The 21,841-nt window shown below is 68.0% G+C and carries 19 protein-coding genes; 9 read left to right on the top strand and 10 right to left on the bottom strand.

Annotation, left to right across the window (positions count from 1 at the left end; translation table 11 throughout):
• Positions 1-582 (bottom strand): phosphoribosylglycinamide formyltransferase, encoded by a 582-nt coding sequence (gene purN, locus WG902_RS11955; protein WP_340060310.1) that lies wholly within the window; start codon positions 580-582, stop codon positions 1-3.
• Positions 583-672: 90 nt separating this feature from the next.
• Here purN and WG902_RS11950 point away from each other — a divergent pair, with 90 nt between their 5' ends.
• The 4 genes from WG902_RS11950 (at position 673) to WG902_RS11935 (ending at position 5,264) form a co-directional block, all read left to right on the top strand.
• Positions 673-1,356 carry a YceH family protein gene (locus WG902_RS11950; protein ID WP_340060309.1) on the top strand — a complete coding sequence of 228 codons (684 nt, stop codon included), beginning with the start codon at positions 673-675 and terminating at the stop codon, positions 1,354-1,356.
• Positions 1,357-1,589: 233 nt separating this feature from the next.
• Positions 1,590-2,768, top strand: a complete 1,179-nt coding sequence (locus tag WG902_RS11945; RefSeq protein WP_340060308.1) for an acyl-CoA dehydrogenase family protein — start codon at positions 1,590-1,592, stop codon at positions 2,766-2,768.
• A gap of 10 nt (positions 2,769-2,778) precedes the next feature.
• Positions 2,779-3,894, top strand: a complete 1,116-nt coding sequence (locus WG902_RS11940; protein WP_340060307.1) for an acyl-CoA dehydrogenase family protein — start codon at positions 2,779-2,781, stop codon at positions 3,892-3,894.
• Positions 3,891-5,264: an alpha/beta fold hydrolase gene (locus WG902_RS11935; protein WP_340060306.1), complete on the top strand. Its 1,374-nt coding sequence runs from the start codon at positions 3,891-3,893 to the stop codon at positions 5,262-5,264. Before WG902_RS11940 ends, WG902_RS11935 begins: the two co-directional genes overlap by 4 nt.
• 18 nt (positions 5,265-5,282) lie before the next feature.
• Here WG902_RS11935 and copM read toward each other — a convergent pair whose 3' ends face one another.
• Both copM and WG902_RS11925 read right to left on the bottom strand, forming a co-directional pair.
• Positions 5,283-6,692 carry a CopM family metallochaperone gene (gene copM, locus WG902_RS11930; RefSeq protein WP_340060305.1) on the bottom strand — a complete coding sequence of 470 codons (1,410 nt, stop codon included), beginning with the start codon at positions 6,690-6,692 and terminating at the stop codon, positions 5,283-5,285.
• A gap of 7 nt (positions 6,693-6,699) precedes the next feature.
• Complete coding sequence (locus WG902_RS11925) at positions 6,700-7,260, bottom strand: HNH endonuclease (protein WP_340060304.1); 561 nt, start codon at positions 7,258-7,260, stop codon at positions 6,700-6,702.
• Positions 7,261-7,425: 165 nt separating this feature from the next.
• Between WG902_RS11925 and WG902_RS11920 the strand changes: the two genes are divergently transcribed.
• From WG902_RS11920 to WG902_RS11905, 4 genes are all read left to right on the top strand, one after another.
• Positions 7,426-8,436 carry a bifunctional riboflavin kinase/FAD synthetase gene (locus WG902_RS11920; RefSeq protein WP_340060303.1) on the top strand — a complete coding sequence of 337 codons (1,011 nt, stop codon included), beginning with the start codon at positions 7,426-7,428 and terminating at the stop codon, positions 8,434-8,436.
• A gap of 98 nt (positions 8,437-8,534) precedes the next feature.
• Complete coding sequence (gene ileS, locus WG902_RS11915; protein WP_340060302.1) at positions 8,535-11,420, top strand: isoleucine--tRNA ligase; 2,886 nt, start codon at positions 8,535-8,537, stop codon at positions 11,418-11,420.
• On the top strand, positions 11,420-11,941 hold the full coding sequence (gene lspA, locus WG902_RS11910; protein ID WP_340060301.1) for a signal peptidase II: 522 nt from the start codon (positions 11,420-11,422) through the stop codon (positions 11,939-11,941). The genes ileS and lspA overlap by 1 nt, the downstream gene beginning before the upstream one ends.
• Positions 11,942-12,046: 105 nt before the next feature.
• The gene (locus WG902_RS11905; protein WP_340060300.1) at positions 12,047-13,714 is read left to right on the top strand and encodes a Na/Pi cotransporter family protein; all 1,668 of its coding nucleotides are present in this window, start codon (positions 12,047-12,049) and stop codon (positions 13,712-13,714) included.
• Here WG902_RS11905 and WG902_RS11900 read toward each other — a convergent pair.
• From WG902_RS11900 to WG902_RS11870, 7 genes are all read right to left on the bottom strand, one after another.
• Positions 13,674-14,102: a response regulator gene (locus WG902_RS11900; protein WP_340060299.1), complete on the bottom strand. Its 429-nt coding sequence runs from the start codon at positions 14,100-14,102 to the stop codon at positions 13,674-13,676. The two genes, WG902_RS11905 and WG902_RS11900, sit on opposite strands and share 41 nt — an antisense overlap.
• A gap of 109 nt (positions 14,103-14,211) precedes the next feature.
• The gene (gene pcaD, locus WG902_RS11895; RefSeq protein WP_340060298.1) at positions 14,212-15,006 is read right to left on the bottom strand and encodes a 3-oxoadipate enol-lactonase; all 795 of its coding nucleotides are present in this window, start codon (positions 15,004-15,006) and stop codon (positions 14,212-14,214) included.
• On the bottom strand, positions 15,003-16,103 hold the full coding sequence (locus WG902_RS11890) for an LLM class flavin-dependent oxidoreductase (RefSeq protein WP_340060297.1): 1,101 nt from the start codon (positions 16,101-16,103) through the stop codon (positions 15,003-15,005). The genes pcaD and WG902_RS11890 overlap by 4 nt, the downstream gene beginning before the upstream one ends.
• The gene (locus WG902_RS11885; RefSeq protein ID WP_340060296.1) at positions 16,100-17,218 is read right to left on the bottom strand and encodes a flavin reductase; all 1,119 of its coding nucleotides are present in this window, start codon (positions 17,216-17,218) and stop codon (positions 16,100-16,102) included. The genes WG902_RS11890 and WG902_RS11885 overlap by 4 nt, the downstream gene beginning before the upstream one ends.
• 19 nt (positions 17,219-17,237) lie before the next feature.
• A complete protein-coding gene (locus WG902_RS11880) occupies positions 17,238-18,377 on the bottom strand; it encodes an amidohydrolase family protein (RefSeq protein ID WP_340060295.1) in 1,140 nt (379 codons plus the stop codon).
• Positions 18,378-18,427: 50 nt separating this feature from the next.
• Positions 18,428-19,474: a CobW family GTP-binding protein gene (locus WG902_RS11875; RefSeq protein WP_340060294.1), complete on the bottom strand. Its 1,047-nt coding sequence runs from the start codon at positions 19,472-19,474 to the stop codon at positions 18,428-18,430.
• Between the two features lie 9 nt (positions 19,475-19,483).
• Positions 19,484-20,731 (bottom strand): LVIVD repeat-containing protein, encoded by a 1,248-nt coding sequence (locus WG902_RS11870; RefSeq protein ID WP_340060293.1) that lies wholly within the window; start codon positions 20,729-20,731, stop codon positions 19,484-19,486.
• Positions 20,732-20,843: 112 nt separating this feature from the next.
• Here WG902_RS11870 and WG902_RS11865 point away from each other — a divergent pair, with 112 nt between their 5' ends.
• The gene (locus WG902_RS11865; RefSeq protein WP_340060292.1) at positions 20,844-21,833 is read left to right on the top strand and encodes a Bug family tripartite tricarboxylate transporter substrate binding protein; all 990 of its coding nucleotides are present in this window, start codon (positions 20,844-20,846) and stop codon (positions 21,831-21,833) included.
• Positions 21,834-21,841 lie beyond the last annotated feature (8 nt).

The raw sequence follows: 21,841 nt of genomic DNA, 5'->3' as shown, positions 1-21,841 counted from the left end.
CTACAAGGTGGGGAGCAGGTCGGCGATGGCGCGGGGATAGATGATGTGCTCCTGCGTCAGCACGCGCGCAGCCAGGGACTCCGGCGTATCGCCCGCGAGCACCGGCACCGCCGCCTGCGCGAGGATCGGCCCGTGATCGAGTTCGGCCGTCACCTGGTGCACGGTGGCGCCGGCGATGCGGCAACCGGCCTGGAGCGCGCGCTGGTGCGTGTGCAGGCCGGGGAAGGCCGGCAGCAGCGAGGGGTGGATGTTCAGCATGCGGCCGGTGTAACGCGCCACGAAGCCCGGCGTGAGGATGCGCATGAAGCCGGCCAGCACCAGCAGCGCGGGCTGGTGGCGGTCGATCGCGGCAGCCAGCGCGTCGTCGAAGGCCTCGCGGCTGGCGAAGGCCTTGTGGTCCACCACTTCGGCGGCGATGCCCTGCTCGCGCGCCAGCGCCAGGCCGCCGGCATCGGCGCGGTTGCTGATCACCGCGGTAATCTCCGCTCCGTAGAGCTTGCGCCATTGGTCCCGCTGCGCGGCGCGTACGATCGCCGCCATGTTGGAGCCTCCGCCGGAGATCAGAATCACGATGTTCTTCATGTCGACCGCGATTATCCTGCGCCCCGCACGGCCGCCCGAAGGGGCGCACCGCGCCGGAGTGCTTGCACGCAGGCGCTATTCTGATTCAACATGATCCATGCCCCCCTCACCCCGGCCGAGGCGCGAGTGCTCGGCACCTTGATGGAGAAGGCCCGCACCGTGCCGGACAGCTACCCCATGACGCTGAACGGGCTGGTGGCGGGCTGCAACCAGAAAAGCAGCCGCGACCCGATCACCAACCTCACGGAGTCGCAGGTGCAGGAAGCGCTGGACGGGTTGAAGCGCCGCTCGCTCGCGTTCACCGCGCGCGGCAGCCGCGTCGACCGCTGGGAGCACAACCTGCAGCGCGCGCTGGTGGTGCCGGAACAATCGGCCGTGCTGCTCGGCCTGCTGATGCTGCGCGGGCCGCAGACGGCGGGCGAGCTGCGCATCCACAGCGAGCGCTGGTACCGCTTCGCCGACATTTCATCGGTCGAGGGATTCCTCGAGGAGATGCGCGACCGCTCCGAGGAAAAGGGCGGCCCGCTGGCGGTGCAGTTGCCGCGCGGCAGCGGCACACGCGAGACGCGCTGGGCGCACCTTCTGTGCGGGCCGGTGGACATGACCGAGGAAGCCGCGCCCGAGCCCGCCGCCGTACCCCAGGTCATCGGCCTCGCCGGCCGGGTGAGCGTGCTGGAAGAAGAGGTCGCCTTCCTGCGCGCTGCCGTCGAGGACCTGAGGAGCCAGCTCGGTTTGTCGCAACCTGGACACCCCGAACCGAACGACCGTGCTTAAATTGCGACGACCGCACGAATGCCGGGGTCGGCTTGTTGCCGAACCGGGCCTACGATTGCGGCGACCACACGAATGCCGGGGTCGGCTTGTCGCCGAACCCGGCCTACGATTGCGGCGGACCGCACGAATGCCGGGGTCGGCTAGTCGCCGAACCCGGCCTACGAACTGTGGCCGACTCGGCTCGTAGGCCGGGTTCCGCGTAGCGGACCCCGGCGCATCACCGGAGACATCACATGGATCTAGCCTTCACCCCCGAAGAACAGCAGTTCCGCGAGGACGTCCGCGCCTGGGTGCGCAGCAACCTGCCGGAAGAGATCGCGCACAAGGTGCACAACGCGCTGCACCTGACGCGCGACGACATGCAGCGCTGGGCCAAGATCCTCGGCAAGAAGGGCTGGCTGGGCTACGGCTGGCCCAAGCAATTCGGCGGCCCCGGCTGGACGGCCGTGCAGAAGCACCTGTTCGAGGAAGAAACCGCGCTGGCCGGCGCGCCGCGCATCGTGCCCTTCGGCCCGGTGATGGTGGCGCCGGTGATCATGGCCTTCGGCTCGCCCGAGCAGCAACAGCGCTTCCTGCCGGGCATCGCCAGCGGCGAGGTGTGGTGGAGCCAGGGCTACAGCGAGCCGGGCTCGGGCTCCGACCTGGCCTCGCTGAAGACGCGCGCCGAGCGCAAGGGCGACAAGTACATCGTCAACGGCCAGAAGACCTGGACCACGCTGGCGCAGTACGGCGAATGGATCTTCTGCCTGGTGCGCACGTCGACCGAGGGCAAGCCGCAGACCGGCATCTCCTTCCTGCTGATCGACATGAAGTCGCCCGGCGTCACGGTGCGTCCCATCACCATGCTGGACGGCGGCCACGAAGTCAACGAAGTGTTCTTCGACAACGTCGAAGTGCCGGCCAACAACCTGATCGGCGAAGAGAACAAGGGCTGGACCTACGCCAAGCACCTGCTTTCGCACGAGCGCACCAACATCGCCGACGTCAACCGCGCCAAGCGCGAGCTGGAACGCCTGAAGCGCATCGCCAAGAGCGAGGGCGTGTACACCGACACGCGCTTCCGCGACGAGATCGCGCGGCTGGAAGTGGACGTGGTGGCACTGGAAATGCTGGTGCTGCGCGTGCTGTCGGCCGAGAAGTCCGGCAAGAATCCGCTGGACATCGCCGGGCTGCTGAAGATCAAGGGCAGCGAGATCCAGCAGCGCTACAGCGAGCTGATGATGCTGGCCGCCGGCCCCTTCGCCATCCCCTTCATCAAGGAAGCGATGGAAGCGGGCTACCAGGGCGACTTCGTCGGAGCTGCGCACGTCGCGCCGCTGGCCGCGACCTACCTGAACATGCGCAAGACCACCATCTACGGCGGTTCCAACGAAGTGCAACGGAACATCGTTGCGCAAACGGTGCTGGGCTGAGGAGACAACCATGGACTTCAATTTCTCGGACGAGCAGGAACAGTTGCGCGACGCCGTGCGCAAGTGGGTGGATCGCAGCTACGGCTTCGAGCGCCGGCAGGGCATCACCAAGGCGGGCGGCTTCGATCGCGCGGCCTACAACGAACTGGCGGAGCTGGGCCTGACGGGCCTGTACACCTCCGAAGAACACGGCGGCATGGGCATGGGCCCGGTCGAGGCGATGGTGGTGCTGGAAGAACTGGGCCGCGGCAACGTGATGGAGCCGCTCGGGCAGACGCTGGTGGCCAGCGGCATGCTGGGCGGCTATGCGCCGGACGCGCTGCGTGCGCAATGGCTGCCGAAGATTTCCAGCGGCGAGGCGCTGGTGGTGCTGGCGCACCAGGAGCGCAAGGGCCGCTACCGCCTGGACCAGTGCGAGACGCAGGCCACGCAGTCGGGTAGCAGCTGGAAAGTCAGCGGCGAGAAGAGCGTCGTGCCCGCGGGCGACCATGCCGACGCCTTCCTGGTGCCGGCGCGCGCCAAGGGCAAGATCGCGCTGTTCCTGGTGGAGCGGCAGGCGCAAGGCGTCACCACCCGCGGCTATCCCGCGCTGGACGGCAGCCGCGCCGCCGAAGTCACCCTGCGCGATGCGGCCGCCACGCTGGTGACCGAAGACGGCCTGACCGCGCTGGAGCATGGCGTGGACATCGGCATCGCATGCACCTGCGCCGAGGCTGTGGGCGTGATCGACAGGACGATGATCCTGACCGCCGAATACATGAACACCCGCAAGCAGTTCGGCACGACGCTGGCCACCTTCCAGGCCCTGCGCCATCGCATGGCCGACATGAAGATGCAGCAGGAGCTGGCGCGCTCCATGAGCTACTACGCGTCGTTGAAGCTCAACGCGCCGGCGGACGAGCGTCGCCGCGCGATGTCGCGCGCCAAGTACCAGCTGGGGGTGGCGATGCGCTTCGTCGGCCAGAATTCGGTACAACTGCACGGCGGCATCGGCGTGACCGATGAATACGTGGGCAGCCACTTCTTCAAGAAGCTCACGCAGCTGGAGATGGTCTACGGCGACACGCTGCACCACCTGGGCGAAGTGTCGGAGCGCATGCAGGACACCGCGGGCGTGTTTGCATGACGACACGCCGAGCGTTCCTCGCCGCCTCCGGCGCGTTCGCCCTCACGGCCTGCGCGACCAACCCGTTCAAGAACGGATACCCGCCCATCGTCTTCGTGCATGGCAACGGGGACTCGGCCTCGATCTGGCAGAGCACTCTCTGGCGCTTCGAGTCGAACGAATGGCCACGTGAACGGCTGTATGCGATCGACCTGCCGTACCCGCTGGCGCGCGACGTCGATGCGAATCCGCAGCCGGGCCGCACATCCACCGCCGAACACATGGCGTTCCTGAAGGCCGAAGTCGAGAAAGTGCTCCGGGCCACCGGTGCGAGCCAGGTCGTGCTGATGGCCAACTCCCGCGGCGGCTACGCGGTGCGCAACTACATCCAGAACGGCGGCGGCGCGACCACGGTCAGTCACGCGATCCTCGGCGGGACGCCGAACCACGGCGTCTGGCATTCTGTCGCGGGCTTGCCGAACGGGAGCGAGTTCGCGGGGGCCGGCCCCTTCCTCACGATGCTCAACGCGCCGAAGAACGCCAATGGCGACGAGGTCGCCGGGCCGGTGAAATGGCTGACGATCCGCTCCGACGACAACGACAAGTTCGCCCAGCCGGACGGCACGTGGATCGGCAAGCGCGGCACCCCGACGGGCGTCACCTTCGACGGCCCGCAGCTCAAGGGCGCGACCAACGTGGTGCTGCCGCAGGTGGACCATCGCGAGACGGCATTTTCGGCGGGCGCCTTCGACGCCGCCTATCGCTTCATCGCCGGCGAGCCGCCGAAGCTGCTGGTCGTCAAGCCGGAGCAGCGCGTCGTCCTGAACGGCAAGATCACGGGCCTGGGCCTGTCGTCCACCGACCCGGACAGCGGCAACTTCTCCAACAACCTGCCGTTGCCGGGCGCCCGGCTGGAAGTCTTTGCCATCGACCCTGCCACGGGCCAGCGGCGCGGCGGCCCGGTGCACACGCGGGTGGTGGATGCCTCCGGCCTGTGGGGTCCCTTCACCACGGATCCGATGACGTTTCACGAATTCGTGATCACCGCGGCCGGCTACGCCACCACGCACATCTATCGCAGCCCCTTCCAGCGCGGCAGCAACCTGGTGCACATGAGGCCGGAGCGCATCCCGGCGGCGGACCAGGCGGGGCCGTCGCTGGTGATCATGAACCGGCCGCGCGGCTACCTGGACCCCCATCGCGACTGGATGTCCTTCGACGGCCTCACGCCGCCGCCGGGCGCGGTGCCGGGAGCCGGCGTCTCCGCCTCGCGCATCAAGCCCAGCGGCGCGCCGCGCGCCGTGGTGGCGGAGTTCAACGGCGAGCGGGTGATCGGCCGGACGTGGCCGACGGCGAACAACGAGGTGACGGTGCTCGAGTTGACGTTCTGAGGTCGTCACCCCGGGGAACTACGAGCCCCCGCTCCGCTTCAACCAGGCCTGCATCTCGTCGATCTCCCGCTGCTGCGTGGCGATGATCGACTGGGCCAGCTGCCGCTGCTGCGCATCCTTGCCGTGTTGCAACTGGATCTGCGCCATCTCGATGGCCGCGCGGTGGTGCGCGATCATTCCCCGCACGAAGGCCTGGTCCGCATCGGCATTCTTCACGCCCGCTTCCATGTCGGCGTGCATGCGCTGCATGCTGGCCAGGTAGGCGGCCTGGGCCGTGCCGCCGGCGGCCGCCGGCGCCCCATGCCCATGACCACCCGCGGACGGCGCCGCTGGCGTCGCAGCGGGCGCCCCGTGCGGCCGCTCCGGGTCCGGCGCGTGCGTGCTGCGTGAGTTGTTCGACGACGCCACGCCCGATTGCCCGTCCACGCCATACAGCAGGTGATGCAGGCCCCAATAGGTGAAGGCGAAGGCGGCCATGGTGGCGACCAGCGTCGCCGGAATCGCCACCAGCGTGCGTCGCAGGGCGAAGCGCACCTGGGGCGTCGGGTCGGCGAAGATGATGACGATCACGGCCATGATCAGCGCGTGGCCCACCAGGTCGAGCCGCCCGAACGGGTAGACGGCCGCGTTGAAGATGACGAACAGCGCGATCGCCGAGAGCCGGCGGATCAGCGCCGTCCACAGCAGGCCGAACCCCATGGTGAACTCGGCGACGCCGGCCATGGGAATGAACACGTCGCGCGGCATCCCGAAGGTGAGGAACGGTCTTTCTTCCACCAGCGGGTAGAACCAGTCCGGATAGGCGAACTTCTCCAGGCTGGACCACATCAGAGCGATGGCCACGCCCCAGCGCAGCACGGCGAAGCGGTACTTGTTCCACTCCGGATTGTTCGACGCAGCCAGCACCAGGTACGCCGCCACGCCGACGCCCAGCGCCAGGTAGTCGAGCAGGTGGAAGAACTCGTACTGCGTCAGCGCCATCAGCCACAGGCCGATGATGCCGGCCGCCGCCAACGGCATGGTCCGGCGCGAGAACACCAGGCCCGCGATCACCAGCTGCATCCACGACACCCACTCGTAGGGCGATTTCAGGTCGGGCGTGAGGTACACGCCGCCCACCGCGAAGATCGCCACGAAGAAGGCGGCGATCACGAAGCGCATGAAGTCGTCGCCGCGCGCCCACAGCGGGCCGCTGACCTTGTCGAAGCCGGCCAGAATGGTCGTGCCGACGCGCGTCTTCTCGATGGCGCGGGTGGCGAGGAAGAACGCCAGCACCATCAGGATCCCGATCCAGAACCAGCGGTCCGTGAGCGTTTCCGCGATGCGTTGCGGCGGCGCTTCGACGATGTAAGGCGCGAACCACTTGACGTGCGCCTGCGCCAGCAGGGGCGCGGCGGCCAGGGCCACGGCAATGGCTAGGCGCCGCATGGAAGGATCAGCAATCGTGCAATCGTGAATTCCTGGGCAGGTGCTGCATCAGGAATTCCATCTGGTCCGCCAGGATGCGGCGGTTGCGCAGGATGAAGTCTTCCCACAGGCTGGGCACGTAGGGCGCATACAGCAGCGTCATGCCGGCCTGGTCCGGCGTGCGGCTGCCCTTGCGGTGGTTGCAGGCGCGGCAGGCCGTCACCACGTTCATCCAGTGGTCCTTGCCGTTCTGCGCGAAGGGGATGATGTGCTCGCGGGTGAGCTCTTCCTCGTCGTGCAGGTCGCCGCAGTAGGCGCAGACGTTGCGGTCGCGGGCGAACAGCTTGCCGTTGGTGAGGCCCGGCTTCAGGTCGAAGGGGTTGATGTTCGGCACGCCCTTGGTGCCGATGATGCTGTTGACGGTGATCAGGGACTGGTGGCCGCTGGCGGCATTGATCCCGCCGCGAAACCGGGCAACATCGGCCCCGGCCTCCCAGCGAACCTGGTCGGCGGCATAGTGCAGGACCGCTTGCTCCAGCGAAATCCATGACTGGGGCAACCCCTGCGCGGACAGCTTCAAGACCTTCAAGCAACGCCTCCCATGGGACACGAAACTACTGCGCCACCACGCCGCATTGCCGGGCGGCAGCGTAAGAGACAATATACCGTGTTTTCGTGATACGCCTGTTGCAGGCCATGCGTGCGTCGGCCTTTTGCCACGCCGCGGCCTGCTATCAAAAAGATACCAGTTGCGATGCAGATCCTGCGAGGCTTCCACCACCCCACGGTCGCGAAGGCGTGCGCCGTCACCATCGGCAACTTCGACGGCGTGCACCGCGGCCACCAGGCCATGCTGGCCTTGCTGAACAGCGAGGCGCGGCACCGCGGCGTGCCCAGCTGCGTGCTCACGTTCGAGCCGCACCCGCGCGACTACTTCGCCGCGCTGCACCGCAAGCCCGAGCTGGCGCCGGCCCGCGTGGCGACGCTGCGCGACAAGCTGACCGAGCTGGCCAAGTGCGGCGTGGACCAGTGCGTGATCCTGAAGTTCGATGCGCGGCTGTCCGGGCAGCAGCCGGAAGCCTTCATCGCCGACGTGCTGGTCCGCGGCCTGGGCGCGAAATATGTCCTGGTCGGGGACGACTTCCGCTTCGGGTCCAAGCGCGCCGGCGACTACGCGATGCTGGATTCCGCCGGCAGCCGCCACGGCTTCGACGTGGCGCGGATGAACAGCTACGAGGTGCACGGACTGCGCGTGTCCAGCTCGGCGGTGCGCGAGGCGCTGGCGCGTGGCGACATGGCCGGCGCGGGCGCGCTGCTCGGGCGGCCGTACAGCATCAGCGGGCACGTGGTGCACGGCCGCAAGCTCGGGCGCGAGCTCGGATTCCGCACGCTCAACCTGCGCTTTGCCCACTGGAAACCGGCGGCCAGCGGGATCTTCGCGGTGCGGGTGCACGGACTGAGCGACCAGCCGCTGGAGGGCGTGGCCAACCTGGGGATCCGGCCCTCGCTGGACCCGCGCGACGTGAACGGCGGGCGGGTGTTGCTGGAGACCCATTGCCTGCAATGGCCGGCCCATCTGGGCGGCGAAGGGGCCTACGGTAAAATCATCCGCGTGGACCTGCTGCACAAACTGCACGACGAACTGCGTTACGACAGTCTCGATGCCCTGAAGACGGGCATCGCGCGGGACTGCGACGCGGCGCGGGCGTTCTTCGCCTCCACGCACGCCGAAACCCGGCGGCAGACCACGCGCGACCGAATTTGATTCGTCGTTGCGGCGCCTTCCGGCCGCAACCCACGGCTCCCCGCTCATCACGCTGGATTCCGGCCCCGAGGCCGGAATGACGAATCCAAGGCATTTCCATGACCGACAAGACCGATTACCGCGCCACCCTCAACCTGCCCGACACGCCCTTCCCCATGCGCGGGGACCTGCCCAAGCGCGAGCCCGGCTGGGTGCAGGAGTGGGAGGAACAAGGCCTCTACAAGCGCCTGCGCGTGGCACGGCGGGGGCGGCAGAAATTCGTCCTGCACGACGGCCCGCCGTACGCCAACGGCCAGATCCACATGGGGCACGCCGTCAACAAGGTGCTCAAGGACATGATCGTCAAGTCGCGCCAGCTCCAGGGGCTGGACGCGGCGTACATCCCGGGCTGGGACTGCCACGGGCTGCCGATCGAGAACGCGATCGAAAAGAAGTTCGGCCGCAACCTGCCGCGCGACGAGATGCAGGCCAAGAGCCGCGCCTTCGCCACCGAGCAGATCGGCATCCAGATGGCCGACTTCAAGCGGCTGGGCGTGCTGGGCGACTGGGACCATCCCTACAAGACGATGGACTTCAGCAACGAGGCCGACGAGATCCGCGCGTTCAAGCGCGTGGTGGAGCGCGGCTTCGTCTACCGCGGGCTGAAGCCGGTGTACTGGTGCTTCGACTGCGGGTCTTCGCTGGCGGAGTTCGAGATCGAGTACGCCGACAAGAAGTCGCAGACGCTGGATGTGGCGTTCCAGGCGGATGATGCTGCCAAGGTCTATGCGGCCTTCGGCCTGCCCTCACCCCAATCCTCTCCCGCAAGCGGGAGAGGGAGTCCTGACTTCCTCCCTCTCGGTGACATCTTCGCCGTCATCTGGACCACCACCGCCTGGACCATCCCCGCCAACCAGGCGCTGAACCTGAACCCGGACATCGTCTACGCGCTCGTCGACACGCCGCGTGGCAAGTTGATCCTGGCCGAGGTGCTGGTGGAAAAAGCGCTGGCCCGCTACAAGCTCGAAGGCAAGGTGCTCGGCACCACCCTCGGCAAGAACCTCGCCGGGCTCGAATTCCGCCACCCGCTGTACGACGTCGACGCAGGCTACAAGCGCCTCGCGCCGGTCTACCTGGCCGACTACGCCACCGCCGAAGACGGCACCGGCATCGTCCACTCCTCGCCCGCCTACGGCCTGGACGACTTCAACAGCTGCGTGGCGCACGGCATGAAGTACGACGACATCCTGAACCCGGTGCAGGGCAACGGATCGTACGCACCCGACTTCCCGCTGTTCGGCGGCGAGAACATCTGGAAGGCCGTGCCGCACATCATCGGCACGCTGGACAAGGCCGGCCGGTTGCTGACGACCGAGAACATCGTCCACAGCTACCCGCACTGCTGGCGCCACAAGTCGCCGGTGATCTACCGCGCCGCGGCGCAGTGGTTCATCCGCATGGACGAAGGCGTGGGCGTGTTCACCAGGGACAAGGCGCCCGACACGCTGCGCAACATGGCGCTGGCCGCCATCGAGGAAACCAGCTTCTTCCCGGAGAACGGCAAGGCCCGCCTGCACGACATGATCGCCGGCCGCCCCGACTGGTGCATCAGCCGCCAGCGCAGCTGGGGCGTGCCCCTGCCCTTCTTCCTGCACAAGGACACGGGCGAGCTGCATCCGAAGACGATGACGATCCTGGACCTGGCCGCCGACATGGTGCAGGCCGGCGGCATCGAGGCGTGGAGCAAGGCGACCGCCGGGGAGATCCTCGCCAAGGTGGGCGCCGCGGCCGACGCGCCGCAGTACACCAAGAGCACCGACATCCTGGAGGTGTGGTTCGACTCCGGCACCACGCACACCACGGTGCTCAAGCGTTCGCATGAAGGCGCCGCGCACGAGAACGGACCCGAGGCGGACCTGTACCTGGAAGGGCACGACCAGCACCGCGGCTGGTTCCACTCCTCGCTGCTCACCGCGTGCGCGATGTACGGCCGCGCGCCCTACCGCGGCCTGCTCACGCACGGCTTCACGGTGGACAGCAAGGGCATCAAGATGTCCAAGTCGCTGGGCAACGGCATCGAGCCCCAGCAGGTGAGCAGCAAGCTCGGCGCCGAAATCATCCGCCTGTGGGTGGCCGCCTCCGACTATTCGGGCGACATCGCCGGCGACGACAAGATCCTGGCCCGCGTGGTCGACGGCTACCGCCGCATCCGCAACACGCTGCGCTTCCTGCTGGCCAACGTCAGCGATTTCGACCCGGCCAAGGACGCCGTGCCGGTGGCCGAGATGATGGAGATCGACCGCTACGCGCTGTCGCGTGCCGCGCAGTTCCAGGCCGAGGTGCTGGCGCACTACGAGGTGTACGAGTTCCACCCCGTCGTTGCCAAGCTGCAGGTGTACTGCTCGGAAGACCTGGGCGCGTTCTACCTGGACATCCTGAAGGACCGCCTGTACACCACGGCACCCAAGTCGCTGGCGCGCCGCAGCGCGCAGACGGTGCTGTGGAACATCACGCACGCCATGCTGCGCTGGATGGCGCCCTTCCTCAGTTTCACGGCGGAGGAAGCGTGGAAGGTGTTCGGCAACTCCGAGTCGATCTTCATCGAGGAATACGCGGAGATCGGCAGCCCCGACGCCGCGCTGCTGGCCAAGTGGAACCGCATCCGCGAGATCCGCGATGTGGCCAACAAGGAGATCGAGGCGCTGCGCTCCGAGGGCAAGGTGGGCTCGTCGCTGCAAGCCAACCTGGTGGTGACGGCCGGGCCTGACGACCACGCGCTGCTGGCCGGGCTGGGCGACGACCTCAAGTTCGTCTTCATCGCTTCGGCGGTGGCGCTGGAGCGCGGCGACGCACTGGCGGTGCGCGCCGTCCCCAGCACGGACGCCAAGTGCGACCGCTGCTGGCACTGGCGGGCCGACGTCGGCGTCGATCCGCAGCATCCCGCCCTTTGCGGCCGCTGCGTCGCCAACCTGTTCGGTCCCGGTGAGCCCCGGGTGCACGCCTGATGGCCCGCGGAAAAACCTTCTCCTCCCTCGGTAGCGGCGGCAGCCAGGGCAGCATGCTCCCCTGGCTGGGCCTGGCGCTCATCATCCTGATCGCCGACCAGTTCACCAAGGTGCTGATCCTCGGCTACTACCAACTGGGCGACTCCACCACCATCACGTCGTTCTTCAACATCGTGCGGGCCCACAACACCGGCGCGGCCTTCTCCTTCCTGGCGGGCGCCGGCGGCTGGCAGCGCTGGCTGTTCACCGGCATCGGGGTGGCCGCCACGCTGTTCATCCTCTATATGTTGCGCAGCCATGCGGGCCAGAAGCTGTTCTCGTTCGCGCTGGCCTGCATCCTGGGCGGGGCCATCGGCAACGTGATCGACCGGGTGCTGTATGGCTACGTGGTGGACTTCGTACAGGTCCACTGGCAGGAGCGCTGGTACTTCCCGGCCTTCAACATCGCCGACGCGGCCATCACGATCGGGGCGGTGAGCCTGATCCTCGACGAGTTGTTGCGGGTGCGGCGCAGCCGGTAGCGCCCCAGCGCCCCCACCCCACCCCTCCCCCGATGGGGGAGGGAGAGGCATCCACGCCACAGGTTTACCCAGTCCACCTGCAGCCCGGCGTATCATTGTTCAAAAATGAAGCATCTGCTGAACCTGCTGGCAGCCGTCGCGCTGTTGGTCTGGGGCACGTATCTCGTTCGCACCGGCATCCTGCGCGTCTTCGGCGCCAACCTGCGGCACGTCCTGGCCCGCAGCATCGGCACCCGGCCCGCGGCGGCGCTCGCCGGGCTCGGCGTCACGGCCCTGGTGCAATCCAGTACCGCCACCGCGCTGATCGTCTCCTCGTTCGTGGGACAAGGCGTGGTGTCGCTCGCCACCGCCCTGGCCGTCATGCTGGGCGCCGACATCGGCACCAGCCTGATGACGGTCGTCTTCTCCTTCGACCTGTCCTGGCTGTCACCGCTGCTGATCTTCGTCGGCGTGCTGCTGTTCATCGCCCGCCAGTCCACGCCCGTGGGCCGCGTCGGCCGGGTGCTGATCGGCCTGGGCCTGATGCTGCTGGCCCTGCGCCTGGTCTCCGAGTCCACCGCCATCATGGTCAAGGCGCCGGCCGTGCGGGCGTTGCTGTCCTCGCTGTCCAGCGACATCCTGCTGGAGATCACGGTGGGCGCCGTGCTGGCCGTGGTCGCCTATTCCAGCCTGGCCATCGTGCTGCTCACCGCCACGCTGGCGGCGTCCGGCGCCATCCCGCTGGACGTCGCCATCGGCCTGACGCTCGGCGCCAACCTGGGCAGCGGCCTGCTGGCCGTGCTGGCCACCGCCAACTCCACGGTGGAGGTGCGCCAGGTGCCGCTGGGCAACCTGGTGTTCAAGGCTGTCGGCGTGCTGCTGGCCGCGCCCTTCGTGGGGCTATGGCTGCGCTACACCAAGCCCTACCTGCTGGACGCGCAGACCGCCGTGGTCCTGTTCCACCTCTCGTTCAACGTGGCGATCGCGCTGATCTTCATCGCCTGGGTGCACGTCGTGGCGCGCTGGGTGGAGCACTGGCTGCCCAAGGCCGACAAGTCGATGGTGGCGGGACGCCCGCATCACCTGGACCCGTCGGCGCTGGCGACGCCTTCGCTGGCCATCTCCAACGCCGCGCGCGAGGCGCTGCACCAGGCCGACGTGGTGGAGACCATGCTGCTCGGCATGCTGCGCGTGATCAAGGACAACGACCTGCGGCTGGCCGAAGAGCTGCGCAAGATGGACGACACCGTCGACCAGCTCTATTCGGCGATCAAGTACTACCTGACCAAGATCTCGCGCGAGGCGCTGGGCGAAGAGGAAAGCCGGCGCTGGACGGACATCATCAGCTTCACGATCAACATGGAGCAGATCGGCGACATCATCGAGCGCATCCTGCTGGACATCGAGGACAAGAAGATCAAGAAGGGCCGCAGCTTCTCGGACGCCGGCATGGCCGAGATCTGCGAGCTGCACGCGCGGCTGCTGGACAACCTGCGCCTGGGGATGAGCGTGTTCCTCAACGGAACGGTGCGCGACGCGCAGAAGCTGTTGGAGGAGAAGGCGCGCTTTCGCGACCTGGAGCGCGCCTACGCGGGCACGCACCTCACGCGGCTGGCCGAAAACACCGTGCAGAGCATCGAGACCAGCTCACTGCACCTGGACCTGATCAGCGACCTGAAGCGGATCAACTCGCACATCTGCTCCATCGCCTACCCGATCCTGGACTCGGCCGGGGCGCTGTCGCATACGCGCTTCAGGCAGGTGCTGCCGGAAGAGCGTTCCCAGCCGCTGTAGCCGCCGCGTCCGCATCGTCGCTCTTCTGCCGCAGGCGCGAGCAGTACTCCATCAGCGCCTCCAGCTCCGTCGACTTGTCGAACACCGCATCGGCGCCCAGCTGCATGCAGCGCCAGCGCACGTCGCGCGAGGAATGGTTGCTCAGCACCACCACCTTCTGGCCGGCGGCCCGCACGCGGCAGGCGTCCAGCACGTTCATGCCGCTGCCTTCGCGCAGGAACAGGTCGATGATGGCCAGGTCCCAGGGGTTCTGCGCCAGCCAGCGCTTGGCTTCGTGCTCGGATTCGGTGGTGCCGACCGGCTCCACTTGCGCGAGCTCCTTCAGCGTGTCGATCAGGTTCTCGCGGATCGTCGAGCTGTCCTCGACGATGTAGGTGCGAAACGTCATTGGCGTCCTTCTGCAGCCCCAGGCACGGCCCGGGTACGGGGAGGACTTTAGGCGGCGAACCCCAGGCGCCCTGCAAGCACCCTAGCCGTGGTCGTGTAGGAGGCCTACCTCATGTGTGGGCGGCGACGAATTCGCGCCAGGCCGTGCAAAAGGCCTGCGGCTGCTCGACCGCGCCCTGGTGGCCAGTGGGTAGCGATACCAGCCGGGCGCCGGGCACGAGTTGCGCGATCTTCGCGGTGGCAGCCGGGGGCATCGCCGTGTCCTCGGTGCCGGCGACCACCAGGGTCGGGACGGCGATCCGGGGCAACAGGTCGAGCTGGGCGAGGTCGCGCACGGCCGCCGCGCAGCCGACATACCCTTCGACCGACGTGCCCAGCAGCAGATCCGTCATGCGCTGCACTTCGGCCGCATGGGCCTGACGCCACGCTTCGGTGAACCAGCGCTGCATGGTCGGCTCCGCCAGTGCAGCGACGCCCCGCTCCCGCGCCACGTCGATGCGTTCCTGCCACGCGGCCGCGGCGGCCTGCGCGGCGCCGGTATTGGCCAGCGTCAGCGTCAGCAGCCGGTGGCCATGGCGCGCGCCCACCTGCTGGCCGATCATGCCGCCGAGCGAACTGCCGACGAAGTGCACGCGATCGATGCGCAGCGCGTCCAGCAATTCGGGCACGTCGGCGGCGAGTTGCTCCATGGTGTAAGGCGCGGGGGGCGCCGTGCTGCCGCCGTGGCCGCGCACGTCGTAGCGCAGCACGGCAAAGTCCGCGCCCAGGTCCGCCGCCACCGCGTCCCAGGCCCGATGGTCGGTGAGGATGCCGTGCACCAGCAGCACCACGGGCGCGCCCTTGCGGCCCTCCAGCCGGTAGGCAACCTGCTGGCCCCGCAGGCCGATCGCGGAAGGAGCCGTCATGGCTTGCTTTCGGCGGCGATGGCGGCATTGACGCGCGGCATCACCTGCTCGGCCATCAGCTCCATCGAGCGCCTGGCCAGCGCCGGGTCCACCCAGTCGTGGCAGGCGTACAGCAAGGTGCCGAAGTCGCCGACCTGTTCGCGGAATGCGAGCAGCTGGTCGACCACGCTGTTCACCGTGCCGGCGATGGCCAGGCGGTTGGTCACGTAGTCGGGCGTGATCTCGCTGTCAGGCTGCGCCTGGTCGAGCTTGAACAGGTTGGAGCGGCCGCCGCCCACCAGCTTGCGCGAGAGCTGCTTGAAGTAGAAGTGGTACGGGCCTTCGCTGCCCTTGCCGTAACGTTGCGCGACGGATTCGTCGTCGGCGACGAAGATCGACTTGGCCACGCGCCATTCGGCCGGCGCCGCCTTGGCGCCCGCCGCCTCGCGCCCCTCCACGTACTTGGGCCAATGCGTCTTCACCCACTCGGGCAGCAGGAAGTTGGCGGAGATCGGCTGCCAGCCGCGCTTGGCCATCTCGGTCACGCCTTGCGAGAACGGCGCCACCGCGGTGCCGACGATGCGCGGATGCGGCCGCTGGTACGGCTTGAGGATGAGGCCCTGGCCGATCTCGGGAATCGCGGTCTGCCTGGTCGACACCTTGAAGAACTCGCCCTGCAGGTCCATCGGGCCTTCGCTTTCCCAGATCTTCAGGATCATGTTGATGCTCTCGACGAACATCGCATTGCGGTTCTTCTGGTAGTTGCCGAACACCTCGGCATCCGACATCAGCCCGCCCGGGCTGATGCCCATGATGAAGCGGCCCTTCAGGATGTGGTCCAGCATCGCCACCTGCGCGGCCACGGCGGCCGGGTGCGTGTTGGGCAGGTTGAGGGTGCCGCTGCCCAGCACGATGTCCCGGGTTTCGTGCGCCAGGGAGGCCAGGAACATCAGGCTGGAGGTGACGTTCTCCGCAAGATCGGTGACGTGCTCGCCGACGAACGCTTCGCAGTAGCCGAGCTTGTCCGCCAGCAGGATCGCCTCGCGGTCTTCGGCCAGCGTCTGCGTCGCGTTGCGGCCCGGCGGATGCAGGGGCATCATGAAGGTGCCGAGTTTCATTCGGGGTTCTCCTGGGAAGTCCGGGTGGAGGAAGTGGGGGGCGCGGAAGCGCCGAGCCGGCGCGACAGGGTGGCCGCGCATTCGCGCAGGCCCTTGACCAGCCGGCCCTCTTCACTGATGTCGAGGCGTAGCGTGCTGCCCAGCGCGGTGAGCGCCAGCACCATGCCGCCGGAGGGGTCGAACACCGGCACGCTCAGCGCGCTGATGCTGGCGCCGTACAGGTCGGCAAACGCATCGGTGCCCACCAGCCGCACGATGCCGGTGGTGCGGATCAGGTCCAGTTGTTCGGTGACGCCGGCGCTCGACGCCGTGGCGCCCGCCATGCCGCCTTGCGCGAGCTCCGCTTCGATGAACGGCGCGGTGGTTTCGGGCGGCAACCAGGCGGCGAAGGCCAGCCCCGTGGCGGACGCCAGCACCGGCAGCACGAGGCCGGTGCGCAGGTTGTCGCTGACCGGCTGGCTGGCTTCTTCCCAGCGCACGATGGTCGGGCCCTTGTTGCCCCACACGCCGAGGCCGAGCGTTTCGTCCAGTTCGTCGGACAGTTCCACCAGCGCGCGCGTGGCCAGCCGCACCGCCTGCAGCCGCGCGATGTTGGCGCCGCCCGCGGCGGGAGCGCCCATGTCGTGCGGCTGCGCGACCAGGTAGCGGCCGCCGCCGAACACCAGCGGCTGCCGGCCGCTGCGCTCGATGCGGTCGACCTGCCCGAGGAACACGACGTGGTCGCCGCCCGGAAAGCTGTCCATGCGCCGGCATTCCAGGTACGCCGAGCAGCCCTCGATGAGGGGGACGCCGCCGAGACCGGGGCGCGTGGCGCAACCCGAAAACTTGTCGGCGCCGCCGCGCGCGAAGCGCTGCGACACCTCCACCTGGTCATCGGCCAGGATGTTGACCACGAAGCGCTCCGCCGCGCGGAACACCGGATGGCTGGGAGCGGTGAGCGACTGGCTCCACAGGATCAGCGGCGGATCGAGCGACACCGAGCTGAACGAGTTGGCGGTCAGTCCGTGCGGGCGGCCCTGCGCATCCAGCGTGGTGATCACCGTGACGCCGGTGACGAACGCGCCGAGCACCTGCCGCAAGGCGCGGGCGTCGAAGCCGTTGTCGCTGTCCGCCATCGTGGTTCCCGCGTCGCCGTCAGAACTTGATCTTGAGCAGCCGCGCGGCGTTGCCGCCGATGATCAGGTCGCGGTCGGCCTTCGGCAGGCGCTTGACCTGCTTGACCAGGCCCAGCGGATCGTCCTCGCCCATGTCGTACGGGTAGTCGGTGCCCAGCACCACGTGGTCGGCGCCGTACTTGTCGATCAGGTGCTTGAGCATCTCCGGGTCGAACGTGATGGTGTCGAAGTAGAACTTCTGCAGGTAAGAGGACGGCGGCCGCTTGATGACGGTGCGGCAGTCCGGCCGCGCCCGCCAGGCGTGGTCCATGCGCGCCCAGTAGTGCGCGATGAAGCCGCCGCCGTGCGCCACCAAGATCTTCAGCTTGGGGTGGCGCGCCATCACGCCGTCGAAGATCAGGTGCGACACCGCCACCGTCGATTCCAGCGGGTTCCCGATCACGTTGCTGAAGTAGTGCTCCGTGAGCCGATCCCCGTGCGTGAAGCCCAGCGGATGCATGAAGATCACGATGCCCAGTTCCTCGGCGCGGGCGAAGAACTTCTCCAGGCCCAGCGACGGATCGGTGAGGTTCTTGCCGTTGACGTTGGTGCAGATCTCGACACCGCGCAGCCCGAGGTTCTTGACCGCGTAGTCCAGCTCGCGCACCGCCAGTTCGGCGTTCTGCAAGGGCACCGAACCGAGGCCGACGAAGCGATCCGGCGTGTCCGCGACCAGCCTGGCGATGCCTTCGTTGACCTCGCGCGCCAGCTGCGCGCCGTAGTCGGGCTCGGTGAAATAGAAGAAGTGGTACGGCGCCGGGCACACGGCCTGGATGTCCACGCCCATGCGGTCCATGTCCTTCAGCCGCTCGGTGATGCCGGTCAGCTTGGGGGCGCGCGTCTTCATCTGCTTGACGTTGGTTTCGCGCGTCAGCTCGTTGGCGAAGGTCACCGTGGGGTCGTACTGCGCCGCGTTGAGGTGTGCCGTCTTGGCGTTCACCTCCGGGTTCAGGTAGTGGCAGTGCAGGTCCACCACCTTGGCCTTGTTGCCGCGGCCACCGCGGACCACCGTCTTCACGGCGGTGGCGGCGCGCGCGCCGGGCAGCTTCAGGTGCGCCGAGCGGGCGCGCCCGTGCTGGTGGCGCGGGTCCGTGCAGTCAGGGGTACACGTGTAGAACAAGGCGTCTCCTTTTTGTTGATCGTATGATAATTTATCTGGCCGCGCGCCTGTCAAGCGGTGCTCGCCACCTGCGCCACGGCCTGCAGCAGGTTGCGGATGGTGTCGGCCTCGATGCGGCGCGTGATGAACACCAGGCGCGTGCGGGTGTCGTCGCCCGGCCAGCGGTCCAGCGTGACCGGCGGATGGAAGATGTGCTGCACACCCTGCACCACCACCGGCTTGCCTTCGACGTTGACGATGCCCTTGACGCGCAGCAGGTCGGGCCCGCGCAGCGTCGCCAGCAGTTCGAGCGCGGCCGACAGGCTGCTCCAGGTGAAAGGCTGGTCGAAGCGCAGCGACAGCGTGCGGATGGAGCCGTCGTGCAGCGCCGGCCGCCGTCCCAGCCGTGCCTCCCCGCCTGACCCTTCGCCTTCGAGCGGCTCGCCCAGGAACCGCAGCGTCGCGGCACCCGCCCGCGCACTCGCGAGGCCCAGGTTCACCAGGTCACGCGGTTCGACTTCGCCGTTCAGCACCGGCATCACGCCGGCGCCGGGATTGATCTCGTGGATGGCTTCGGTGAGCGCCGTGACCTGCTGCGCGCTGGCGAGATCGGTCTTGGTGAGCAGCACGCGGTCTGCCAGCGCGATCTGCTTGGCGGGTTCCGCGTGGTTGGCCAGTTGCGTGGCGCCATTGACGGCGTCCACCAGCGTCACCACGCCGTCCAGCCGGAAGTGCGCCGCGATCAGCGTGTCGCCGGCGAGCGTCTGCACCACCGGCGCCGGGTCGGCGAGGCCGGTGGTTTCGATGATCACGCGGTCGAAGTCCGCGATCTCGCCCACCCGGCGGCGCGCGAACAGGTCGCGCAGCGTTTCCTGCAGGTCGGTGCGCACCGAGCAGCAGATGCAGCCGTTGGCCAGCAGCGCGATGTTTTCGGAGGACATCGCCACGATGTCGTGGTCGATGCCGATCTCCCCCACCTCGTTGATCACCACGGCCACCCGGTTCATGTCGGGATGGCGCAGCAGCTTCGAGATGAGCGTCGTCTTGCCGCTGCCCAGGAAGCCGGTGATCAGTGTCACCGGCAGCTTGCCGGCCAGCGGGTCGCGCACCGTGTTCACGCCAGTGCCTCAGATCTCCAGCTGCAGCACGTACAGGCCGCCGGTGAAGCGGTCCACCGTGTAGACGATGCGGTTCTCGTCCACGTACACGTCGTTCAGCTGGACGGCGCCGGCGGGCGACAGCTTGGGCGCGCCGGGGACGTAATAGGCGATCTCTTCCACCCGATAGGGATCGGTGGTGTCGTACACCCGCACGCCGGCGTTGAAGAAGGTGCCGATCATGATGGTGTCGGAGCGGAAGGAGCCCGGCACCGGCAGGTTCTCGTGCAGGTTGTGCGCGCCGAAGCGGCCGCCGCGCTTGGCGAAGGCCTGGAAGGGCGGCGCCGGAAAGGTGCCGATGGGCACCGGGTTGGCCTCGTTGCGCGCGTCGATCACCCACACCAGCTTGGGCCAGTCGGCGCCCTCGTCCAGCACGCACTCGTCGCTGACGATCCACAGGCCGCGGTCGAAGAGGGGCAGCACCGTGTGGGTGAAGCCGTTGAAGGGCGGCGACGGATTCCACTGCGACACCACCTTGATGCGCGCGGGGTCCGAGATGTCCAGCACGAAGGCGCCGCCGTCGATGTAGCCGACGTAGGCGCGGTCGGGCCGCTCGGGGAACACGTTGGTGTTGTGGGCGCGAAAGCCCATGTCGAACTTCTTGGGCAGGCGCGCCGGCGCCGGCGCTTCGTCGCCCTCGCGGGTGCCGGGATACCACCAGCGCCCCTTTTCCACCGGCTTCGAAGGGTTCGACACGTCGAGGATGCGGTAGAACTGGTCGTCCAGCGGATTGCGCGGCTGGAAGTCGGCGGAGCCGGCCGACATGTGGATGGTGGTGCCGTCGACGAACCACAGCGCGTGCACGCCGCGCGAATGCGGGCCGGAACAGTCGAAGTGCGAAATCAGGCGCGGCTTCTCGGGCACGCTCACGTCGAACAGGTCCACCCCCGCCGGCTTGATGCCGACGGTGCTGGCCTGGTAGGCCACGGCCAGCGTGTCGCCCACCAGGTCGAGCGAATTGGAGCGCAGCTTCATGTGCGGCAGGTCGGTCTGCACGATCAGCCGCGGCTTGCGCGGATCGGTGACGTCCACGCCGGAAAAATTCTTGGGCGCCGATTCGTGCGCCAGCCACAGGATGCGGCGGCCGTCCTTGGTGAGCTGCAAGGCGACGCCTTCGCCCAGGCCGCCGTAGCCCTCCAGCTCATGCTGGGCCAGCAGCGTCATGTTGAGCGACAACGTCTGGTCGGCGCGCGATCCGGGGGAAGAAGGTTGGTACATGCGGGAAAGTACGGGAGTCCTTGTTTAGCAAACGATAATAGATTGGATCGGAACGCGGCGCCACGGGGTTTTTTCCGGGCGCGCGACGTCACACCATCCAAGGAGCGACCCGATGAGACAAGTCTTCCCCTTCCGCAAGAGCGTGCAGGGCTTCGTCCTGGCCTGTGCCTGCGCCGCCCTCCTGCCCATCGCCGCGCATGCGCAGAAGTTTCCCGACAAGCCTGTCAAGCTGGTCGTGACGTATCCCGCGGGCGGCAGCTCCGACCTGATGGGCCGGATCATGGGACAGAAGCTCAGCGAGTACTGGGGGCAGCCGGTCATCATCGAAAGCAAGCCCGGCGCGGCCGGCTCGATCGGCATGGAATACACGGCTCGGCAGCCGAACGACGGCTACACCTTCGTGGTGGGGAACCTCGGCCCGGTGGCGGTGAATCCGCTGATCACCAAGGTGCCGTACAGCATCGACAAGGACTTCGTCCCGGTCGCGCTGACCGCGACGGGGCCCAACGTGCTGGTGGTGCCGGCCTCCTCGCCGTACAAGAACCTCAACGACATCCTCGCCGCCGCGCGCGCGAAGCCGAGCACCCTCACCTTCGGCACCAGCGGGCCGGGCAGCATGGCGCACCTGGGCGGCGAGATGATCATGCGGCAGGGCAAGGTGAAGATGAACGGCATCAACTACAAGGGCGGCGGCCAGGCGGTGAACGACCTGCTGGCGGGCCACATCGACATGATGGTCGCCGACGCGTTGCCGGTCTCGCAGCACATCAAGGTCAACAAGCTGCGGGCGATCGCCGTGACGAGCGGCACGCGCAACCGCAACTTCCCCGACGTGCCGACCTTTGCCGAAGCCGGCCTGCAAGGCCTGGTGGCAGAGAACTGGTGGGGCGTGTTCCTGCCGGCAGGCACGCCCAAGGCGATCGTGGACAACTACCACGCGGCGCTGGTGAAGGTGATGGCCGACCCGGACCTGAAGCAGAAATTCGCCGACCTCGGCGTGGAGGCCCACGCCAGCACGCAGGATGAATTCCGGACCTTCCTGGCCGCGGAAATCGGCAAATACGCCAGGCTCGTCGCCGACAACAACATCAAGGGCGAGTGAAGCCACTC

The sequence above is a fragment of the Ramlibacter sp. PS3R-8 genome (assembly GCF_037572435.1).
Lineage (GTDB): Bacteria > Pseudomonadota > Gammaproteobacteria > Burkholderiales > Burkholderiaceae_C > Ramlibacter.
The sequence above is the reverse complement of the archived record's forward strand: the minus strand, read 5'-3'. Positions and strand labels throughout refer to the sequence as shown.